Source organism: Actinomadura vinacea (assembly GCF_039532545.1).
Lineage (GTDB): Bacteria > Actinomycetota > Actinomycetes > Streptosporangiales > Streptosporangiaceae > Spirillospora > Spirillospora vinacea.
Window position 1 is genome coordinate 96,586 of sequence record NZ_BAAARW010000023.1, and the last position, 16,212, is coordinate 112,797.

Genomic DNA, 16,212 nt, shown 5'->3' on the forward strand with positions numbered 1-16,212 from the left:
AGGCGTTCACTCGCGTGCCCGGACCCGTGGGCTGCGGCTCAGGGTGAGTAGAGCCAGGGGTCTCTCAGGTCGAGGTAGGTCCACTCGCCCTCGTAGTAGGCCATCATCTTCTGCATCTCGTCCCGCATCTCGGGTGACGGTTCCTTGCGCTCGCCCTCCCGGGCCGCGGCCTCCGAGGTGAAGTAGGCGGCCTCGGTGAAGCCGCCGTCGTCCTGGATCGCCACGACGCTGCCGATCAGATCGGGACGGAACTCGCGCATCGCGGACTCGTCCAGGCTCGCCAGGTAGCGGCGCAGGCCCGGCAGGTCGCTGATGCGGCCCTGCATGATCTGGACGAAACCGGCGTCGTCGGAGCCGCCGTCCAGGAAGACGTCGGTCTCGCGGCAGTCGTGGAACCGGACCTCGCCGGCGAACAGCTTCGAGGTCTCCATCCACCACCGGTGCTGCTCGTGACGTTCGCTGTTGAGCCGGGCCGCCTCGGGCGATTCGAAGCGGGCGAGGCAGATGAACGTGCCCTGGTCGGTCACCCCCGCGGTGCTGCCGAGCCAGCCCTGCGCGCCTGGGCCGAGGTCGCGCTTCCAGTGGTCCAGGGCCTCCTTCAGCTCGCTGGTGTCGCCGGTGATGTTGCCTTGGATGGTCTGGATGAACATGGTGTCTCTCCCCCGATGAGATACCGCGTCTGACTTCGACGCTATGCCGATGCGGGGAGTGGGGACAACCCTCTGGTCACGGACGGGTAACAAGCGCAACAGCAATCCGTTTTGGCCGCACTTCTCCCTTTAGTGTCACCTGGCGAATTGTGGCGATCCCACGCGAAAGGGAGAAGATGCGGCGCGTCTCACAAGGGGTGCTCGCCCTGCTGCTGGCGGCCGGGATGACCGGGACGACGGGGCAGGCCGTCCAGGCGGCGGAGGACATCGCCGTGCGGCTGAAGGCGATTCCCGGCATGAAGGTCGAGGAGAAGCCCTCGACCCTGCCCGGCCAACGGTGGTTCTGGCTGAGCTACCGGCAGCCGGTGGACCACAAGCGTCCCAAGGGGCAGTGGTTCGAGCAGCGAGTGATGTTGCAGCACAAGGCGTCGGACCGGCCGATGGTGCTCTACACCAGCGGCTACGACTCGCCGGAGGCGATGTTCCGGTCGGAGCCGACGGCGCTGGTGGACGGCAACCAGATCTCGGTGGAGTACCGCTACTTCACCCCGTCCAGGCCGGAGCCGGCGGACTGGACGAAGGACACGATCTGGCAGGCGGCCACCGACGAGCACCGGCTGATCGGCGCGCTGAAGAAGATCTACCAGGGCCGGTGGATCTCCACCGGCGGCAGCAAGGGCGGGATGACGGCCGTCTACCACAAGCGGTTCTACCCGGGCGACGTGGACGGCAGCGTCGTGTACGTGGCGCCCAACGACGTCGAGAACGATGAGGACAGCCGGTACGACAGGTTCTTCGCCACCGTCGGCACCGATGCCGAGTGCCGCGCGCACATCAAGGGGCTGGCACGCGAGTTCCTCAAGCGCCGTCCGGCGATGCTGGAGAGGTTCAAGGCCGACGCCGCCGCGAACGGCTGGACGTTCTCGCTCCTGCGCGACCCCGACCGCGCGTTCGAGAACTCGGTGATGGACTACGAGTGGGGCTTCTGGCAGTACAAGCTGCAGTCCGACTGCGCGGCCCTGCCTCCGCTGGACGCCTCCGACGACGCGCTCTACAAGAGCCTGGACGCGATCGCGGGCCTCTCCTTCTACACCGACCAGGGCCTTGAGCCGTACATCCCGTACTACTACCAGGCGGGCACGCAGCTCGGCTGGGGTGCGCCCCAGTTCACCCACCTGCGCCCGCTGCTGCGCTACGAGAGCAGCTACCAGCCGCGGACGTACGTGCCGCGCGAGATCCCGATGCGGTTCGACGGCGGGAAGGCGATGCGCGACATCGACCGCTGGGTCCGCGACCACGGCGGCCGCCTGATGTTCCTGTACGGCGAGAACGACCCGTGGGGCTCGGAGCGGTTCCGCCTGGGACGGGGCAGCAGGGACTCGGCCGTGTACGAGGCGCCCGGCATGAACCACAGCGGCAGGCTCATCGACAAGCTGCCCGCAGCGCAACGGCAGAAGGCGATCAACGACCTGCTCCGCTGGGCCGACGTCAGCCCGCGCGCGAAGGTGCTCTCCCGGACGCCGGCGGACGCGATCGACCCGCTCCAGCTGCAGCGCCCGCCGCTCTAGAGCGGCGGAGCCGTTTACAGGGAGGGGGCGTTGACCATGCTCCGGGCGGCCATCACGAGGTAGTCCCAGAGCATCTTCTCCAGCTGCTCGGGGAGTGCCAGCTCGTCGACGGCGTCCCGCATGTGCCGCAGCCACGCGTCATGCTCGGCCTGGCCGATCACGAAGGGGGCGTGCCGCATCCGCAAACGGGGGTGCCCGCGTTGCCGGCTGTAGGTGTTGGGGCCGCCCCAGTATTGGATGAGGAAGAGCAGCAGACGCTCCTCCGCGGGCCCGAGATCCTCCTCGGGGTAGAGGGGGCGGAGCACGGAATCGTCCGCGACTCCCTGGTAGAAGCGGTGCACCAGGCGCCGGAAGGTCTCCTCGCCGCCGACCGCTTCGTAGAAGGTCACCTGTTCAGCCATAGCGTTGTACACCCTATGTGAGAGCGTGACCGTTCCGCCGACGATCAGGGGGCGGCGGCGGGGGTGGCCACCACGACGCCCGCCTCGTCGAACGACTTCTTGACCCGTTCGCGCAGCTCGCGGGACACGTCGGCCTGCTGGCCCGGGGCGGTCTTGAGCACGAGCCGGACGACCACCGCGTCGCCGGCCAGCGCCTGGACGCCCCACACCGACGGCTCCTCCAGGATCAGCTCGTCCCACTTGGGCGCCACCGCCAGCTCGTCGGCCGTGTCCTTGAGGAGCTGCTTGACCTTCTCGACGTCCTCGCCGATGTCCACCGGGATGTCCAGCACGGCCTGGCCCCAGTTCTGGGACTCGTTCCCGACCTTCTTGATCTCGCCGTTGGGCACGTACCAGACCACGCCGTTGACGTCCCGCATCCGGGTGACCCGCAGCGTGACCGCCTCGACCGTGCCCTTGGCGCTGCCGACGTCGATCACGTCGCCGACCCCGTACTGGTCCTCCAGCAGCATGAACAGCCCGGCGAGGAAGTCCTTGACGATGTTCTGCGCGCCGAACCCGACCGCCATGCCGATGACGGTGGCGCTGGCCAGCACGGGGGCGAGGTTCACCCCCATCTGGCCGAGGACGCTGAACAGCGCCGTGCCCATGACCACGATGGAGGCGATGCTGCGCAGGACCGAGCCCATCGTCCTGGCCCGCTGGGCGCGCCGCTGGTTGAGCAGCGCGGGGCTGCCGTCGAAGATCGTCCGGCTGCGCTCGCGGACCTTCTCCGACATGGTGCCCTCGGACATCCGCAGCGTGATCCTGGTGATCATGCGATGCGCCAGCGCCCGCACGATCAGCGCGACCACCAGTGTCACGATGATCCCGATGAGGACGGTCAGCGGCCGGTCCAGCCAGTTGCGGAAGAAGCGCGTGAAGTCATCGTTGTGCGAGACGTTCCACACCACCCGGCAGGCGACGCTGGGGGTGCGGGTGCGGCATGCCGTCTCGGGCGTGCCTTCCGTGGCCCAGGGCACGGCCGAGGCGAGCAGGGGCACAAGGGTGAGTGACATGGTGCGGACCCTCCCAGGCCGGCTTTGGGTGTCGCATTGACTCGCCTTTGACCTGTATCTGTACGAGCCCGATGGTAGGGGACCGTGACGAGCGGATCGTACAGTGCCCGGCGAGTGGCGGGTCGGGCCGGGGGAGGGGCCGGACCTGGGGAGACCTGGGACCGTCGGCCTGGACGAAGGGAGGGGCCGGGCCCGTTTCGCGCGTCCATCGCCGCCGGCGGTCACCAAGTCATGACCTTGTTGAACGGCCTCCTCTCCCTGATGACACCGTCAGACGGCGTAGGGACGACGGAACCCGGGTGATCCGCCTGCTCGTGCCCCGGGCCCCGAGGTTCCGCCCGCCCGGCAGGGACGGCCGTGGCGGCGGACCGGCCATGTGGCCGACCGGGGCACGAGCAGGTGCCTGATGCGGCCCGGACGTCCCGCCACCGGGGCCTGGTCCGGGCCGAGGGCAGGGCCGGTGCGGCGGCTCGAGGCCTGCCGCGCCGATGCCCGCCCGGCCGGACGGGTCGAGCCTGCCGGGGTGGGGGATGGGCCGGTTCGCACCGGGCGAACGTGTCCCGTGAGGCCGGCGGCTGCCGCGCCGTTCCGGCCGCGACCTCACGGGACACGCCCGGCTTCTCAGGAGAGGCCTACGGGCCGCTCCACGGCCGCCGGTTCCGGCGGCCGGGCTTTCAGGGGGCGGGTCTCGGCGGGGAGCGGGACGCACGCCTGGGCGTGGTGGGGCTGCAGGACGCGGGCGAGCTTCACGGCCGCGCCGCGCGGGTCGTCCACCCGGTGCATGCGCTCTCCCCACGACCACCAGTAGTAGTGATCGTGCGACTCGGGGGCGGGGGCGCAGGTGACGTCCTCCGCCAGGCTCGCCGCGTCGGGGTTGACCACCCGCAGGAAGACCGGGCCCGAACGGGTGCGCACCACCCGGGCGACCAGTCCCCGCGTGTCGAGTTCGTGCTCCAGTTCCTCCAGGTAGCCCGTGCGCCTGTCGATGACCACTCGCGCACCCCCTCCGTCGTTCGTGTCACCGGGTCCGTCGCGGCCGCAGCGGCCGTTCCGCCGGACCCTGTGATGATCGAACTCTCCGGGTCCGTTCTGTTACTCGCGGCGAGAATTGCAACTCTCACGCGAACGGTCAAGAGGGCCGTCAGGAGCCGGTTGGGCCAGCACCTCCGCCGGGGGAGATTTGCCCCTGTGCGGAGGAAGAATCTCTACCCGAGGATCGGGAGGCTTCCCCCGAACCGCCCGCGATTCCCTGGAATGGCTTGGCCGGCCCCGTTGCGAGAGTTACGCTCTGTGCGCACCACATTATCTGTCGTTGCCATCTAGAAAACCGGTCGCCGTGACCTGAGACGGTGATTTTCGACCGTTTCCGGGCTCTGCGGTGAGGAGGCCGGAACCGATGTCGGACACCCCTCGGAAAGAAACGGACATAGCGCGCCGAATACGTGCGTATGGCCTGGCTCGAGGTCGCTGTGCCGCGGAGATCGCGGAAGAAATTCACGATCAATGCGGGCCGCTTTTCGGGACCAGCCGGATCAAGGCCCACCGGCTGTCCCATGGTGTCGCCCTGTCCGACATCGTCGCCCAGGTCAAGGCGCTCTACGAGGTCGACGGCAAGCCCCTGCCCAAGCTCGGGGAGACGCTGCTGTCGGCGTACGAGAGCGGCTACAAGCGGCCGGGGCCTGAGTACCTTCACTATCTCTGCGCCGTGTATCGGGTCGAACCCGACGAACTCGGCTACCAGAGTCCCTGCATTTGCGGACGTGGGCACGCCACCGTGCCCGGCGCCACCGCCGCGCCGCCGCAGCGCGCCAACGGGGGCGCACCGGAACGCGCGTACGAGCGTTTCGCCGCCCCGATGGCCGATCAGCCCCTGGTGGGCATGGTCGTCCCCAACCCGGATGACCCTCAGTGGATTTCCGTCAACCAACCTCGGGGCCCTGACCGCGCCGGAGGCCCCGTCTCCATCGATGTGGGAGAGGAGGACATCGTGCTTCGCAGAACCCTTCTGCAGCTGCTGGCCGGAGCGGGCGTGGCGCTTGACGGCCAGTTCCTCGGCGCTGTGGACAATCTACGACGCAAGATGGACGACACGCTGGTCAGCGCCACCGTGTCACCGACCATGCTGGACCAGTGGGAGGAGACCACCCTCGGATACGGCCGGCAGTACCAGGCGACGCCGTCGCTCCGGATGCTGTGCGATGTGCTGCTGGACTTCAGCGAGGTCCGGCGGATGGCCGACAAGCGGCAGCCGGTCGAGCTGCAGGAACGGCTGTGCCGGATCGCCGCCCAGCTGTCCGGGCTGTCCGGGCTGATCATGATCAATCTGGGTGATCACCGGCTCGCCCGGTCGTTCTTCCGCACCGCCCGCACCGCGGCCGACGAGACCGGGGACCGGCAGCTGCGCGCATGGGTGACGGTGCGCGAGTCCCTGGTGCCGATGTACTACGGCGATCCGCGCGAGGCACTGCACCTGGCCCGCAAGGCGCAGGACCTCGCCGGCCGCAGCCCCGGGGTGGCGGCCGCCATGGCGCCCGCCGTGGAGGCGCGCGCGCTCGGGCTGCTGGCGGTCCGGGGGCGCGGCGACGCCGGCCCCAGCGCGCGGCGGGCCCTGGTCCGCGGCCGCGCCGTGTTCGACCAGCTCTCCGCCGAGCAGACCGGCGACCTGGCGTTCGGTTTCACCGACCGGCAGATGGCCTTCTACGAGGGCGACACCTTCACCAACCTCGGAGACCATCGGCACGGCGACGAGGTGCTGAGCCGGGCCCTCACCCTCTACTCGCCGACCGACCGGGTCGACCGCACGCTGGTGCGCCTCGACCGCGCCACCTGCCAGTTGCACGCGGGCAATCCCGACGCCGCGCTGCAGGCGGGCAAGGACGCCATCCTCGACCTGCCGCCGGAGCACCGTTCCGACATCCTGGTGCACCGCGCCCGGCAGATCGGCGCCGCGGTCAACGCCAAGCACGGCCAGATCAAGGGCCTGGACGACTTCTACGAGGCGCTGGCCGGGCCGCGGGTGAAGAGCCCGACCACCGACCTGCCGGCCGCCGTGCCCCCGTCCGAACAGGTCTGACCGGTATGGAGGCGTTCGACGGCGCCTCCGACCGGGGCGGCGCCGCGGGGGACGCCGAGCGTCCTCCCGCGGTGCCCGCCGCGGACGGCGCCGCCCGGGCCCGGACCCTCGTCCGGCTCCAGGCGGAGCCCCCGGTCTGGAGATTCGACGACCTTCGGCTGCGGCGCTACCACGCCGCCGACCACGACACCGTCCTGGAACTGCACCGCGAGGGCCTGGCCCAGGTCGGGCTGCGCCCCGGCGACGGCGTCTACTACGACCACGACTTCTTCCGGATGGAGGACATCTATCTCCGCAACGACGGGGAGTGCCTCGTCGGCGAGCGGGACGGCCGGATCGTCGCCATGGGCGGGCTGCGCAGGGCCGATCTGGTCCCCGCCGGCCATGACCGGGCCCTCGGCGGCTACGTCCTGGGCGGTCCCGAACCGGCCGTGGCCGAGATGGTGCGGCTGCGCGTCCGTCCCTTCGCGCAGCGGTGCGGCTACGGCTCCGCGATCGTCGCGGCGCTGGAGCGAAGGGCCGCCGAGTTCGGCTACCGGCTGCTGCGGGCCGACACCACCGAGTTGCAGGGGCCGGCCCTCGCGCTCTACCTGGGCTTCGGGTGGACGGAGACCAGGCGCGAGGTGATCGGCGGCATCGTCAACATCTACCTGGAGAAACCGCTGCGCTGAGGGAACGGCGGAACCCGAGTCGCGGTGGCCGCGCGCCGGCGGCGCGGCCCGGTGCGGGGCCACCGCGACCTCGGAGCCATCCCCTGGGTCAGCCCGGTCCCGGCTTGCGGACGCCCACGAGCTGCAGGCCGGGGTAGCGGCGCTGTTTGATCTCCCCGAGCCGTCGCCGCCGGAGGAAGCCGGTGACCTCGCCGTCGCCGAACAGGCGGAACCCGGTGATCTCGGTGAGCGCCCGGGCGCCGAGCCGCGACAGCGGGAGCGGCGGCCGCCGGCTGGTGAGGATCACCATGCGCCCGCCGGGCTTCAGCACGCGCACCATCCCGTCGAGGGCGCCCCACGGGTCCTCGAAGAGGTAAAGGGCTCCGAAGCAGCAGACGGCGTCGAACGACCCGTCCCGGAACGGCAGGTCCACCGCGTTCCCGCGCACGTAGCCGACGTGCGGATCGGTGGTGTCGGCGGCGGCGCGGGCGAGCATGCCGGCGGCGAGATCGAGGCCGACCACCAGCCCGTCCGCGCCGACGCCCGCCGCCAGGCCGCGGGTCACGTTGCCCGGACCGCAGGCCACGTCCAGCACGGTCGCGTCCGGCTTGCGCGCGCCGAGGCCCAGCCAGGTGCGGGCGAGGGCGTGCTCCTGGGCGGCGTCGGGACCGATCGGCCAGCCCTTGGCCAGGCTGAACACGGCGGGACGCCAGAACCGCTCGTAGACGTGCGGCAGGAAGGTGGACTCCATGACCCGCTGGGCGAAGGACGGCTCCGGCTCGTCCTCGGGCCCGATCAGGTCGAGGTAGCCCTCCGCCGGCGTCGGCGCGGCGGCCGGGTCGAGCAGGTCCAGGATCCGTTCCTGGACCGTGCCATTCGCGTGCACCCTCGAACCTGTCATCCCTCTATTCGACCATCCGTCAATTGGATTTGCCCGGATTTTACCAAGGCTGTGACGTACCGCTCAGAGGTCCAGACCGGTCTGCGCCGCCAGGAACGACAGCGTGTCGGTCATCAGCCCCACCGAACGGCTCACCGAGCGGGCGTCATGCCCGACCTCCGACTCGTTGCGCAGCAGCACCGGGCCGTCCCCGGCGGTCGCGTGCTGGAGGGCGGCGCACATCTTGCGGGCGTGCAGCGGATCCACCCGGGTGTCGCTGTCGAAGATCGTGAACAGCGTGGCCGGATACGAGACCCCCTTCTCCACATGGTGGTACGGCGAGTAGGACAGCAGCCAGCCCAGCTCCTCCGGGTCGTCGGCGGTGCCGTACTCGTCGTTCCAGGTGCGGCCGAGCCCGAACCGCTCGTACCGGACCATGTCCAGCAGCGGCGCGGAGCAGACCACCGCGCGATAGAGGTCGGGACGCTGGGTCAGCGCCGCGCCCATCAGCAGCCCGCCGTTGGACCCGCCGGAGATCGCCAGCCGGTCCGGAGCGGTCCGCCCGTCCGCGATCAGCTTCTCGGCGGCCGCGTGGAAGTCGTCGAAGACGTTCTGCTTGCGGTCGCGCATGCCCGCGCGATGCCACTCCTCGCCCTCCTCCGAGCCGCCGCGCAGGTTCGCGACGGCGTACACGCCGCCCGCCTCGACCCACGCCAGGATGCTCGCCGAGTACGCCGGGGTGAGCGAGATGTTGAAGCCGCCGTAGCCGTACAGGATCGCCGGCCGCGGCCCGGTGCCGCCCGGACGCGACAGCACCAGCATCCGCACCTCGGTGCCGTCGTAGGACTCGTAGGTCACCTGCCGCGACTCGATCTCGGGCACCTCGACCGTGCCGGGCGGCCTCGCCCAGACGCCGACCTCGCCGGTACGGGCGTCGTAGCGCAGCACCCCGCTGGGCGTGACGTTGTCGGTGTACCCGAACCATGCCTCGTGCCCGCCCTCCGGCCGCTCGACGATGCCGCCGAGCGAGCCGAGCCCGGGCACCGGCACCGTCCCCGTCCGCTCGCCGGTCGCCAGGTCGTGCACGGTGATCTCGCCGATCGCGTGCCGGGTCCAGCCGGCCAGCAGCACCGGGCGGTCGCCGAGCTCGGGACCGTCCAGGATCGCGAAGTCGGTCAGCACCGCCTCCGGGTCCTCCGGGATCAGCTCGCGCCAGTTCTCGAACGCGGGGTCGGCCGGGTCGGTGACACACAGCCGCGAGCGCGGCGCGTCGCGGTCGGTGAAGACATAGGCGCGGCCGTCGCGGCCCACGTACAGGCCCGTCCCGGCGTCCACGCCCTCCTGGACGGCGCGCAGCCGGGGCCGCTCGGCGCCGCCGGGCGCGGTCAGGTCGGCGATCCACAGATCGTTGCGCGGCGCGGTGCCCTGGGACGCCGAGATCGTGAGCCAGCGCCCGTCCCGGCTCACCCCGGCGCCGTAGTAGTTGGTCTTCTCCATCCCGTCACCGAAGATCAGGATGTCGTCGTCGGGATCGGCGCCGACCCGGTGCAGGTACACCCGCCGGTGGTACTGGTCCTCGCCCTCGGGGACGGCCTCGGGCGGCAGCCGCCGCACGTAGTAGTAGGCCTCGCCGCCGGGCAGCCAGGCCACCGAGCCGTACCGGCCGCGGTCGATCGGGCCCTCGATCCGCGCGCCGGTCGCGACGTCCATGACGTACAGCAGCGATTCCTCGTCGCCACCGGTCGAGATCTTGTACGCCAGCCGCCGCCCCTCCTTGTCGGGCTGCCAGCCGTCCAGCGTGGTGGTGCCGCCGGGGTCGATCGCCACGGGGTCGACGAGAGCGCGCTCGGTGCCGTCCGGATCCACCGTGTAGAGCACAGGATGCTCCTGCTCGGCGGTGCGCCGGGTGAAGAAGCGCCGCTCGCCCCGCCACACCGGGGAACCGACGCTGCCGGCGCCGAGCAGCTCGCGCAGCCGCCCGCGGAGCCGGTCGCGGCCGGGCAGATCGTCCACCACCTGGTGGAACAGCCGGTCCTGGGCGGCCAGCCACGCCCCGGTCCCCGCGCCCCGTTCCTCCAGCCACCGATACGGGTCGGCGACCCGGTGGCCGTGCAGGGTCTCGACGATCTCCGCGCGCTCTGCGGGCGGGTACGGCGGTCGGCTCATGACCTGCACTTTATGCGGTACGGCCGGGCAAAGGCCGCGCCAGGACACGTGTCGCACGGCGTACCCGCAGGTCATCTCCGGTAGAAGGGAGATCGTCCACATCGTTCAACGGGGGTTGATCATGAAGAGCAGCGTGCGCATCGCCGTCCTCGCCGCGACGGCCGCCGCGGGCACGGCCGCCACCGCCCCGCCGTCCCTCGCGCAGGCAGAGGGGAGGGTCGTCTTCGCCTACTCCGCCCCGGTCCTCTCCCCGTCCGGCGACAGGGTCGTCTGGCGCTGGACGATCCGCAACACCGGCGACCTCCCCGTGGAGGGCGTCACGCTCGTCCACCGCCTCAAGCCCAAGCTCAAGGTGACCTCGATCAGCGCCCCGTGCAAGGCGCCCGCCACCGGGATCAGGTGCGCCTACGAGCGGCTGGGCCCCGGACAGCGGAAGCAGGGCATGCTGACCGCCGACCTGCCGTCGAACGTCTCCGGCCTGGTGGAGATCGAGGGCCGGGTGACCTGGCGGCCGGCCGCCGCGCCCGCACCGGGGAGCGCCACGCCCGAGCGGGAGGAGGGCCCCGAACCGCGCCCCAAGGTCATCGAGACCGGAACCGCGCCCGAACCCCGTCCGAAAACGTCCGCGGCGATCACTCCCTGACACGGGCACCCCGTCACACCAGGAGACGAATCACTTACGCTCCGTGGTGTCAGCAGCCCTTTGCGTTCGATCCGGGACGCTTGGGGGGATTATTGGGGTAGCGGACGGCCTTCTCTAGGCGCCACACTGATTTCGGGTCGGTTCGCCCCTGGGGAGGTCCTCATGGCGGGTTCGCAGGTGCCGGAGATAATACTCAGGCCTCGGTGCGAGGCGCGTTCAAGCGCGTCCACCGAGGCGAAGCAGAACACTGTGGGGGCCGTCTGATGAGACAGGTCCTCCTCCTCAACGCCACATACGAACCACTGACGACGCTCCCGCTGCGCCGGGCCGTGTGCCTGGTCCTCCGGGAGAAAGCCGAGGTCGTCCACACCGACGTCTCCGGCGCGGTGCTCCACTCGGCCGCCATGTCCATCGAAGTCCCCTCCGTGATCCGGCTCCGCCGGTACGTCCGGATTCCATTCCGCACCCGGGTCCCGCTGACCCGCGCCGCGCTGATGCGCCGCGACAACTTCCGCTGCGCCTACTGCGACCGCCGCGCAGAGACGATCGACCACGTGCAGCCGCGCAGCCGCGGCGGCAAGCACGTCTGGGAGAACTGCGTCGCGTCCTGCACCACGTGCAACCACCGCAAGGCCGACCGCCTGCTCGAGGAGATCGGCTGGACCCTCAAGATCACGCCCGGCGTCCCGCGCGGCGCGCACTGGAGACTCATCGGCGTGATCCACGACGGCGACCCCCAATGGGCCCCCTACGTAACCGAAGCTGCTTAGTTGGCAAGCGCGAGCTGCGCTCCTCGCCTGGCGGCTCGTCGCTTGTCGCGCTCGCGGCGAGCGCTGCATCGCTCCGCGATCAGCCGGATCTCGCCTTCGGCTTTGATCCGGCTGGCCTTCGGACGCGCTCGCAACGCCTAGGGTCCGTTCCGGCTGAGCAGGCGGGCTGAGGTCGTAGCTGACCGGGCAGCCAGGTCTATATCCTGGGAGGCGTGCCACGTTATGACTATCGCTGTCGTGCCTGCGGGTCGACCTTCGAGGTGTCGCGTCCGATGAGCGAGGCGTCCGCGCCCGCCGCCTGCCCCGACGGCCACGACGACACCGTCAAGCTGCTGTCCACGGTCGCCGTGACCGGCCGCGGCGCCGCAACACCCCCGCCAAGCGCCGGTGGCGGCGGAGGCTGCTGCGGCGGCGGTTGCTGCTCCTGACTCACAGGTCGCCGAAAGGCGGAATGATCCGCACAACGATGATCAGCTGGTCGTGCGGCGACACCAGGAAGTAGAACCAGCCGCTGGCGGCGTTCATCCTCCTTAGGCCTACCGACCGGGGTCCTTCGCCTAGCTCACGGCGAGCTCGACGAGCTGGTCTGCGAGCCGCTCGACCTCCTTGGTCACGGCGGCCGGGATGCCTCCTGCAACATGTGCGTGATCCGGGGAGTAATCGAGCGATCAAGAGGACGTGCCTTCGGAGAGGGCGGCCTGCGCTTCGTCGAGGATGCGCCCCAGCTCCGTTGCCGCCGCGCGAGCTTGGTCTGCATCCCCGTGCTGCGCGCGATCTTCGAGCTCACGGAACCGGGCCGCCAGGTGCGGTTGCCGCTGGATATGGACGTAGATCGCCCATTGCCCGGAAAAGCGCCGGAGAGGGCCGAGGTCGGACCCCAAGCGAGCTTCATCCGCAGCCTGGTCCAGTTCCCGGGTAAAAGCGGGCAGCGCCGCCGGGGCGACCTGCATGATCGCTTGGCGCAGCGCTGTCACGGTAGCCGGCGGCTGCGGAATGAGCGGCTGCTCGGAGCCACCGAGGCTCATGCGTTCCCCTTGGATAAAGCGGCGTCACCTCAGCTTATCGAGCCCGTTCCGGGGCTGAGGCCGGTTGCCGATGCTTCCGCGACGACCTCAGCCCGCCTGCTCAGCCGGAACGGACCCTAGGCGTTGCGAGCGCGTCCGAAGGCCAGCCGGATCAAAGCCGAAGGCGAGATCCGGCTGATCGCGGAGCGATGCAGCGCTCGCCGCTTGCGCGACAAGCGACGAGCCGCCAGGCGAGGAGCGCAGCTCGCGCGAGCAAATTAAATCTGAGTTACGTCGCGGGCGGCGCCTGTGGAGGCTGAGGTGGTCATGGCGGCGTAGGCCTGGAGGGCGGCGGTGACGGGGCGGTGGCGGTCGCGGGGACGGTAGTCGCCCAGGTCGGCCAGGAGCTTCTCGCGGCGGGCGGCCAGTTCCTCCTGCGTGACGTCCAGGTCCAGTGTGCGGCGCGGGATGTCGATGACGACCCGGTCGCCGTTCTCGACCAGCGCGATGGCGCCGCCGGAGGCGGCCTCGGGGGAGGCGTGGCCGATGGACAGGCCGCTGGTGCCGCCGGAGAACCGGCCGTCGGTGATGAGCGCGCAGGCCTTGCCCAGGCCGCGGCCCTTGAGGAAGCTGGTCGGGTAGAGCATCTCCTGCATGCCGGGGCCGCCCTTGGGGCCCTCGTAGCGGATCACGACGACGTCGCCCTCGCGGACCTTGTCGCCGAGGATGCCCTCGACGGCGTCTTCCTGGCTCTCGAAGACCACGGCCGGGCCGGTGAAGGTCCACAGCTCCTCTTCGACGCCGGCGGTCTTCACGATCGCGCCGTCGGGGGCGATGTTGCCGTACAGCACGGCCAGGCCGCCGTCGGTGGTGTAGGCGTGCTCGGCGTCGCGGATGCAGCCGGCCTCGCGGTCGAGGTCGAGGGCCTCCCAGCGGGCGTTCTGGCCGGACGCCTGGGTGGTGCGGACGCCGCCGGGCGCGGCGTGGTACATCTCCACCGCCTCGGGCAGCACGTCCGGGGAGCGCACGTCCCAGGCCGACAGGAACTCCGGCAGCGACGCCGAGTGGATCGTGTGGGCCGAGCGGTTGAGCAACTCGGCCCGGTCGAGTTCGGCCAGCAGCGCGGGGATGCCGCCGGCGCGGTGGCAGTCCTCGACGTGGTACTTGCCGGTGGCCGGGGCCAGTTTGCAGATGCACGGCACCCGGCGGGACAGCTCGTCGATCTCCTTGAGCCCGAAGTCGACGCCGCCCTCGTGCGCGGCGGCCAGCAGGTGCAGGATCGTGTTGGTGGAGCCGCCCATCGCGATGTCGAGGGCCATGGCGTTCTCGAACGCGTCGCGGGTGGCGATGTTCAGCGGCAGTACGGACTCGTCGTCCTGGTCGTAGTAGCGCTTGGCGATCTCCACGACGGTGCGGCCGGCGTCGGCGTACAGCTTCTTGCGGGCGACGTGGGTGGCCAGCACGGTGCCGTTGCCCGGCAGGGCCAGGCCGATCGCCTCGGTGAGGCAGTTCATCGAGTTGGCGGTGAACATGCCCGAGCAGGACCCGCAGGTCGGGCAGGCCGCCTCCTCCATCTCGGCCAGGGTCTCGTCGGACACCGAGGCGTCCGCGGAGGCGATCATCGGGTCGATCAGGTCGAGCTTGTTGCCGTCCCGCACGCCCTCGATCGGCTTGCCGGCCTCCATCGGGCCGCCGGAGACGAACACGGTCGGGATGTTCAGCCGCATCGCGGCGATCAGCATCCCCGGAGTGATCTTGTCGCAATTGGAGACGCAGACCAGCGCGTCCGCGCAGTGCGCGTTGACCATGTACTCGACGGCGTCGGCGATCAGCTCGCGGGACGGCAGCGAGTAGAGCATGCCGCCGTGGCCCATGGCGATGCCGTCGTCCACGGCGATGGTGTTGAACTCGCGGGGGACGCCGCCGGCCTCGCGCACGGCGGCCGCGACCATGTCGCCGACCTCGCGCAGGTGGACGTGGCCGGGCACGAACTGGGTGAAGCTGTTGGCGACCGCCACGATCGGCTTGCCGAAGTCCTCCCCCGCTACGCCGCTGGCCCGCATGAGGGCGCGCGCGCCCACCATGTTCCTGCCGTGGGTGACCGTACGTGACCTGAGGGCGGGCATCTGGGACTTCTCCAACCTGTGGCGTGCTCAGCGGGGCTCAGCGGCGGATCGCGGCGCTGCCGGCGCTCATCGATCGATGCTATCAACGCGAAACGCCGGGACGTGCGCCGTCCCGGCGTTCATGTGGGAAGTGGAGCGGCACCTCGCCGGGAGACGAGGTGCCCCTCACTGCACCGGCTTCGGGGGCCGGTCGCTGGGGGCTCGTCGTTGAGCCGGGGCCCTATTCCGCGTCGGGGTACTTGGGCGGGAGGGCTTTCTGCGCGGCCTGGTAGATGCGCTGGACGTCGGTCTCGGTCAGGATCTTGGGACGGCGGCGCAGGTAGCCCCGCGCCCGGTTGCCCGCGTAGACGTCCACGTCGCGGACCCGCATGACCTTCCACGGGATGGACGGCCCGTAGATGGCCACCGACGCCTGCACCGGCACCTCGAACCCGACCCGGCCTGCGATGATCTTGCTGGCCTGGTCGGCCTCCCAGCGCGCCTCGTCCAGCCGCTCCTTCTTGTTGAAGGGGCCGTGGAAGAGCTTGCGATGGGAGAGGGTGCGCACCGGCAGGCGCTTGTCCCATTTCTCCGAGTCGATGGCGTACACGCCGCTCGGGCCGATGACCAGGTGGTCGATTCGGCCGTCGCTGACGCCCTCGTCGTCGCGCGGGACGGCGCGCGCGTGCAGCACGCGGTAGCCGCCCTTCTCCAGCGAGCGCAGTTGCTTCTCGGTGCGCCGCTCGGCCGCCGAGGACTTCTGCCACGCGGGGACCGTGGAGTCCTTGCGGGAGAGCCGGACGACGTCGGCGATGACGGCCAGTACCGCCACGGTGATCCCGATCCGCAGGGTGAAGACGAGGCCGAGCACCAGGCACAGCACGACCGCTACCGCGCCGCGCACCAGCCAGCGCTTGATCCGGGGGTCTTTGAGCACGTCGCGGCCGGGCGGGCCGCCGCCGGCGTCGTCGTCAGGGGTCTGCTGAGGCTGCCCGCGCGCCTCCTGTGAGTTGCCCCGCTCCATGATCGCCATGAGTGACGCTCCGTGTTCCTTTCGCTCCGCAAACATGATCCTCCGTGCGCAGAGTAATCATTTCCGCGTTCGGGGACTAGCCGTGTCGGGTTAATACTTTTGTCGCCGGTTCATCGCGGTTGGATGTTGCCGTGCCCGGGTACGGCGGTGCTCATTCCTCTCATCTTTGATGGCGTGGCATCGGCCGTCTAGCGTTCCGCGATGTGACCCA

15 protein-coding genes are annotated in these 16,212 nt (G+C 70.6%); 6 read left to right on the forward strand and 9 right to left on the reverse strand.

What is annotated here, in order from left to right:
- Positions 1-38: 38 nt before the first annotated feature.
- Positions 39-650 (reverse strand): hypothetical protein, encoded by a 612-nt coding sequence (locus tag ABD340_RS31150; protein ID WP_344593801.1) that lies wholly within the window; start codon positions 648-650, stop codon positions 39-41.
- Between the two features lie 176 nt (positions 651-826).
- On the opposite strand from ABD340_RS31150, the gene ABD340_RS31155 reads away from it, so the two are divergent.
- Positions 827-2,218, forward strand: coding sequence for a S28 family serine protease (locus tag ABD340_RS31155; RefSeq protein ID WP_344593802.1), 1,392 nt, complete (start codon positions 827-829; stop codon positions 2,216-2,218).
- A gap of 14 nt (positions 2,219-2,232) precedes the next feature.
- Here the strand turns inward: ABD340_RS31155 and ABD340_RS31160 are convergent, their stop codons facing one another.
- From ABD340_RS31160 to ABD340_RS31170, 3 genes are all read right to left on the reverse strand, one after another.
- Positions 2,233-2,619 carry a globin gene (locus ABD340_RS31160; RefSeq protein ID WP_344593804.1) on the reverse strand — a complete coding sequence of 129 codons (387 nt, stop codon included), beginning with the start codon at positions 2,617-2,619 and terminating at the stop codon, positions 2,233-2,235.
- Between the two features lie 44 nt (positions 2,620-2,663).
- Positions 2,664-3,677: a mechanosensitive ion channel family protein gene (locus ABD340_RS31165; protein ID WP_344593806.1), complete on the reverse strand. Its 1,014-nt coding sequence runs from the start codon at positions 3,675-3,677 to the stop codon at positions 2,664-2,666.
- 621 nt (positions 3,678-4,298) lie between these two features.
- Positions 4,299-4,670 (reverse strand): hypothetical protein, encoded by a 372-nt coding sequence (locus tag ABD340_RS31170; protein WP_344593807.1) that lies wholly within the window; start codon positions 4,668-4,670, stop codon positions 4,299-4,301.
- A gap of 403 nt (positions 4,671-5,073) precedes the next feature.
- Here ABD340_RS31170 and ABD340_RS31175 point away from each other — a divergent pair, with 403 nt between their 5' ends.
- Both ABD340_RS31175 and ABD340_RS31180 read left to right on the forward strand, forming a co-directional pair.
- Positions 5,074-6,750: an NsdA family TPR-like regulatory protein gene (locus tag ABD340_RS31175; protein WP_344593809.1), complete on the forward strand. Its 1,677-nt coding sequence runs from the start codon at positions 5,074-5,076 to the stop codon at positions 6,748-6,750.
- 5 nt (positions 6,751-6,755) lie between these two features.
- Positions 6,756-7,421 (forward strand): GNAT family N-acetyltransferase, encoded by a 666-nt coding sequence (locus ABD340_RS31180; RefSeq protein WP_344593811.1) that lies wholly within the window; start codon positions 6,756-6,758, stop codon positions 7,419-7,421.
- An 88-nt stretch (positions 7,422-7,509) separates the two neighbouring features.
- Here the strand turns inward: ABD340_RS31180 and ABD340_RS31185 are convergent, their stop codons facing one another.
- Positions 7,510-8,301, reverse strand: coding sequence for a class I SAM-dependent methyltransferase (locus tag ABD340_RS31185; RefSeq protein WP_344593813.1), 792 nt, complete (start codon positions 8,299-8,301; stop codon positions 7,510-7,512).
- Between the two features lie 63 nt (positions 8,302-8,364).
- Complete coding sequence (locus ABD340_RS31190; protein WP_344593815.1) at positions 8,365-10,446, reverse strand: prolyl oligopeptidase family serine peptidase; 2,082 nt, start codon at positions 10,444-10,446, stop codon at positions 8,365-8,367.
- 121 nt (positions 10,447-10,567) lie between these two features.
- Between ABD340_RS31190 and ABD340_RS31195 the strand changes: the two genes are divergently transcribed.
- The 3 genes from ABD340_RS31195 to ABD340_RS31205 all read left to right on the forward strand — a co-directional run bounded on the left by ABD340_RS31195 (position 10,568) and on the right by ABD340_RS31205 (position 12,287).
- Entirely contained in the window at positions 10,568-11,089 is a 522-nt protein-coding gene (locus ABD340_RS31195) for a hypothetical protein (protein ID WP_344593817.1), read from the forward strand.
- Between the two features lie 263 nt (positions 11,090-11,352).
- Positions 11,353-11,859, forward strand: coding sequence for an HNH endonuclease (locus tag ABD340_RS31200; RefSeq protein WP_344593819.1), 507 nt, complete (start codon positions 11,353-11,355; stop codon positions 11,857-11,859).
- A gap of 212 nt (positions 11,860-12,071) precedes the next feature.
- The gene (locus ABD340_RS31205) at positions 12,072-12,287 is read left to right on the forward strand and encodes an FmdB family zinc ribbon protein (RefSeq protein WP_344593821.1); all 216 of its coding nucleotides are present in this window, start codon (positions 12,072-12,074) and stop codon (positions 12,285-12,287) included.
- Between the two features lie 240 nt (positions 12,288-12,527).
- On the opposite strand, the gene ABD340_RS31210 is transcribed toward ABD340_RS31205, so the two are convergent.
- From ABD340_RS31210 to ABD340_RS31220, 3 genes are all read right to left on the reverse strand, one after another.
- Entirely contained in the window at positions 12,528-12,884 is a 357-nt protein-coding gene (locus ABD340_RS31210) for a hypothetical protein (protein WP_344593823.1), read from the reverse strand.
- A gap of 257 nt (positions 12,885-13,141) precedes the next feature.
- Positions 13,142-14,989, reverse strand: coding sequence for a dihydroxy-acid dehydratase (ilvD, locus tag ABD340_RS31215; RefSeq protein WP_344593824.1), 1,848 nt, complete (start codon positions 14,987-14,989; stop codon positions 13,142-13,144).
- A 220-nt stretch (positions 14,990-15,209) separates the two neighbouring features.
- A complete protein-coding gene (locus tag ABD340_RS31220; RefSeq protein ID WP_344593826.1) occupies positions 15,210-16,001 on the reverse strand; it encodes a nuclease-related domain-containing protein in 792 nt (263 codons plus the stop codon).
- Between the last annotated feature and the right edge of the window lie 211 nt (positions 16,002-16,212).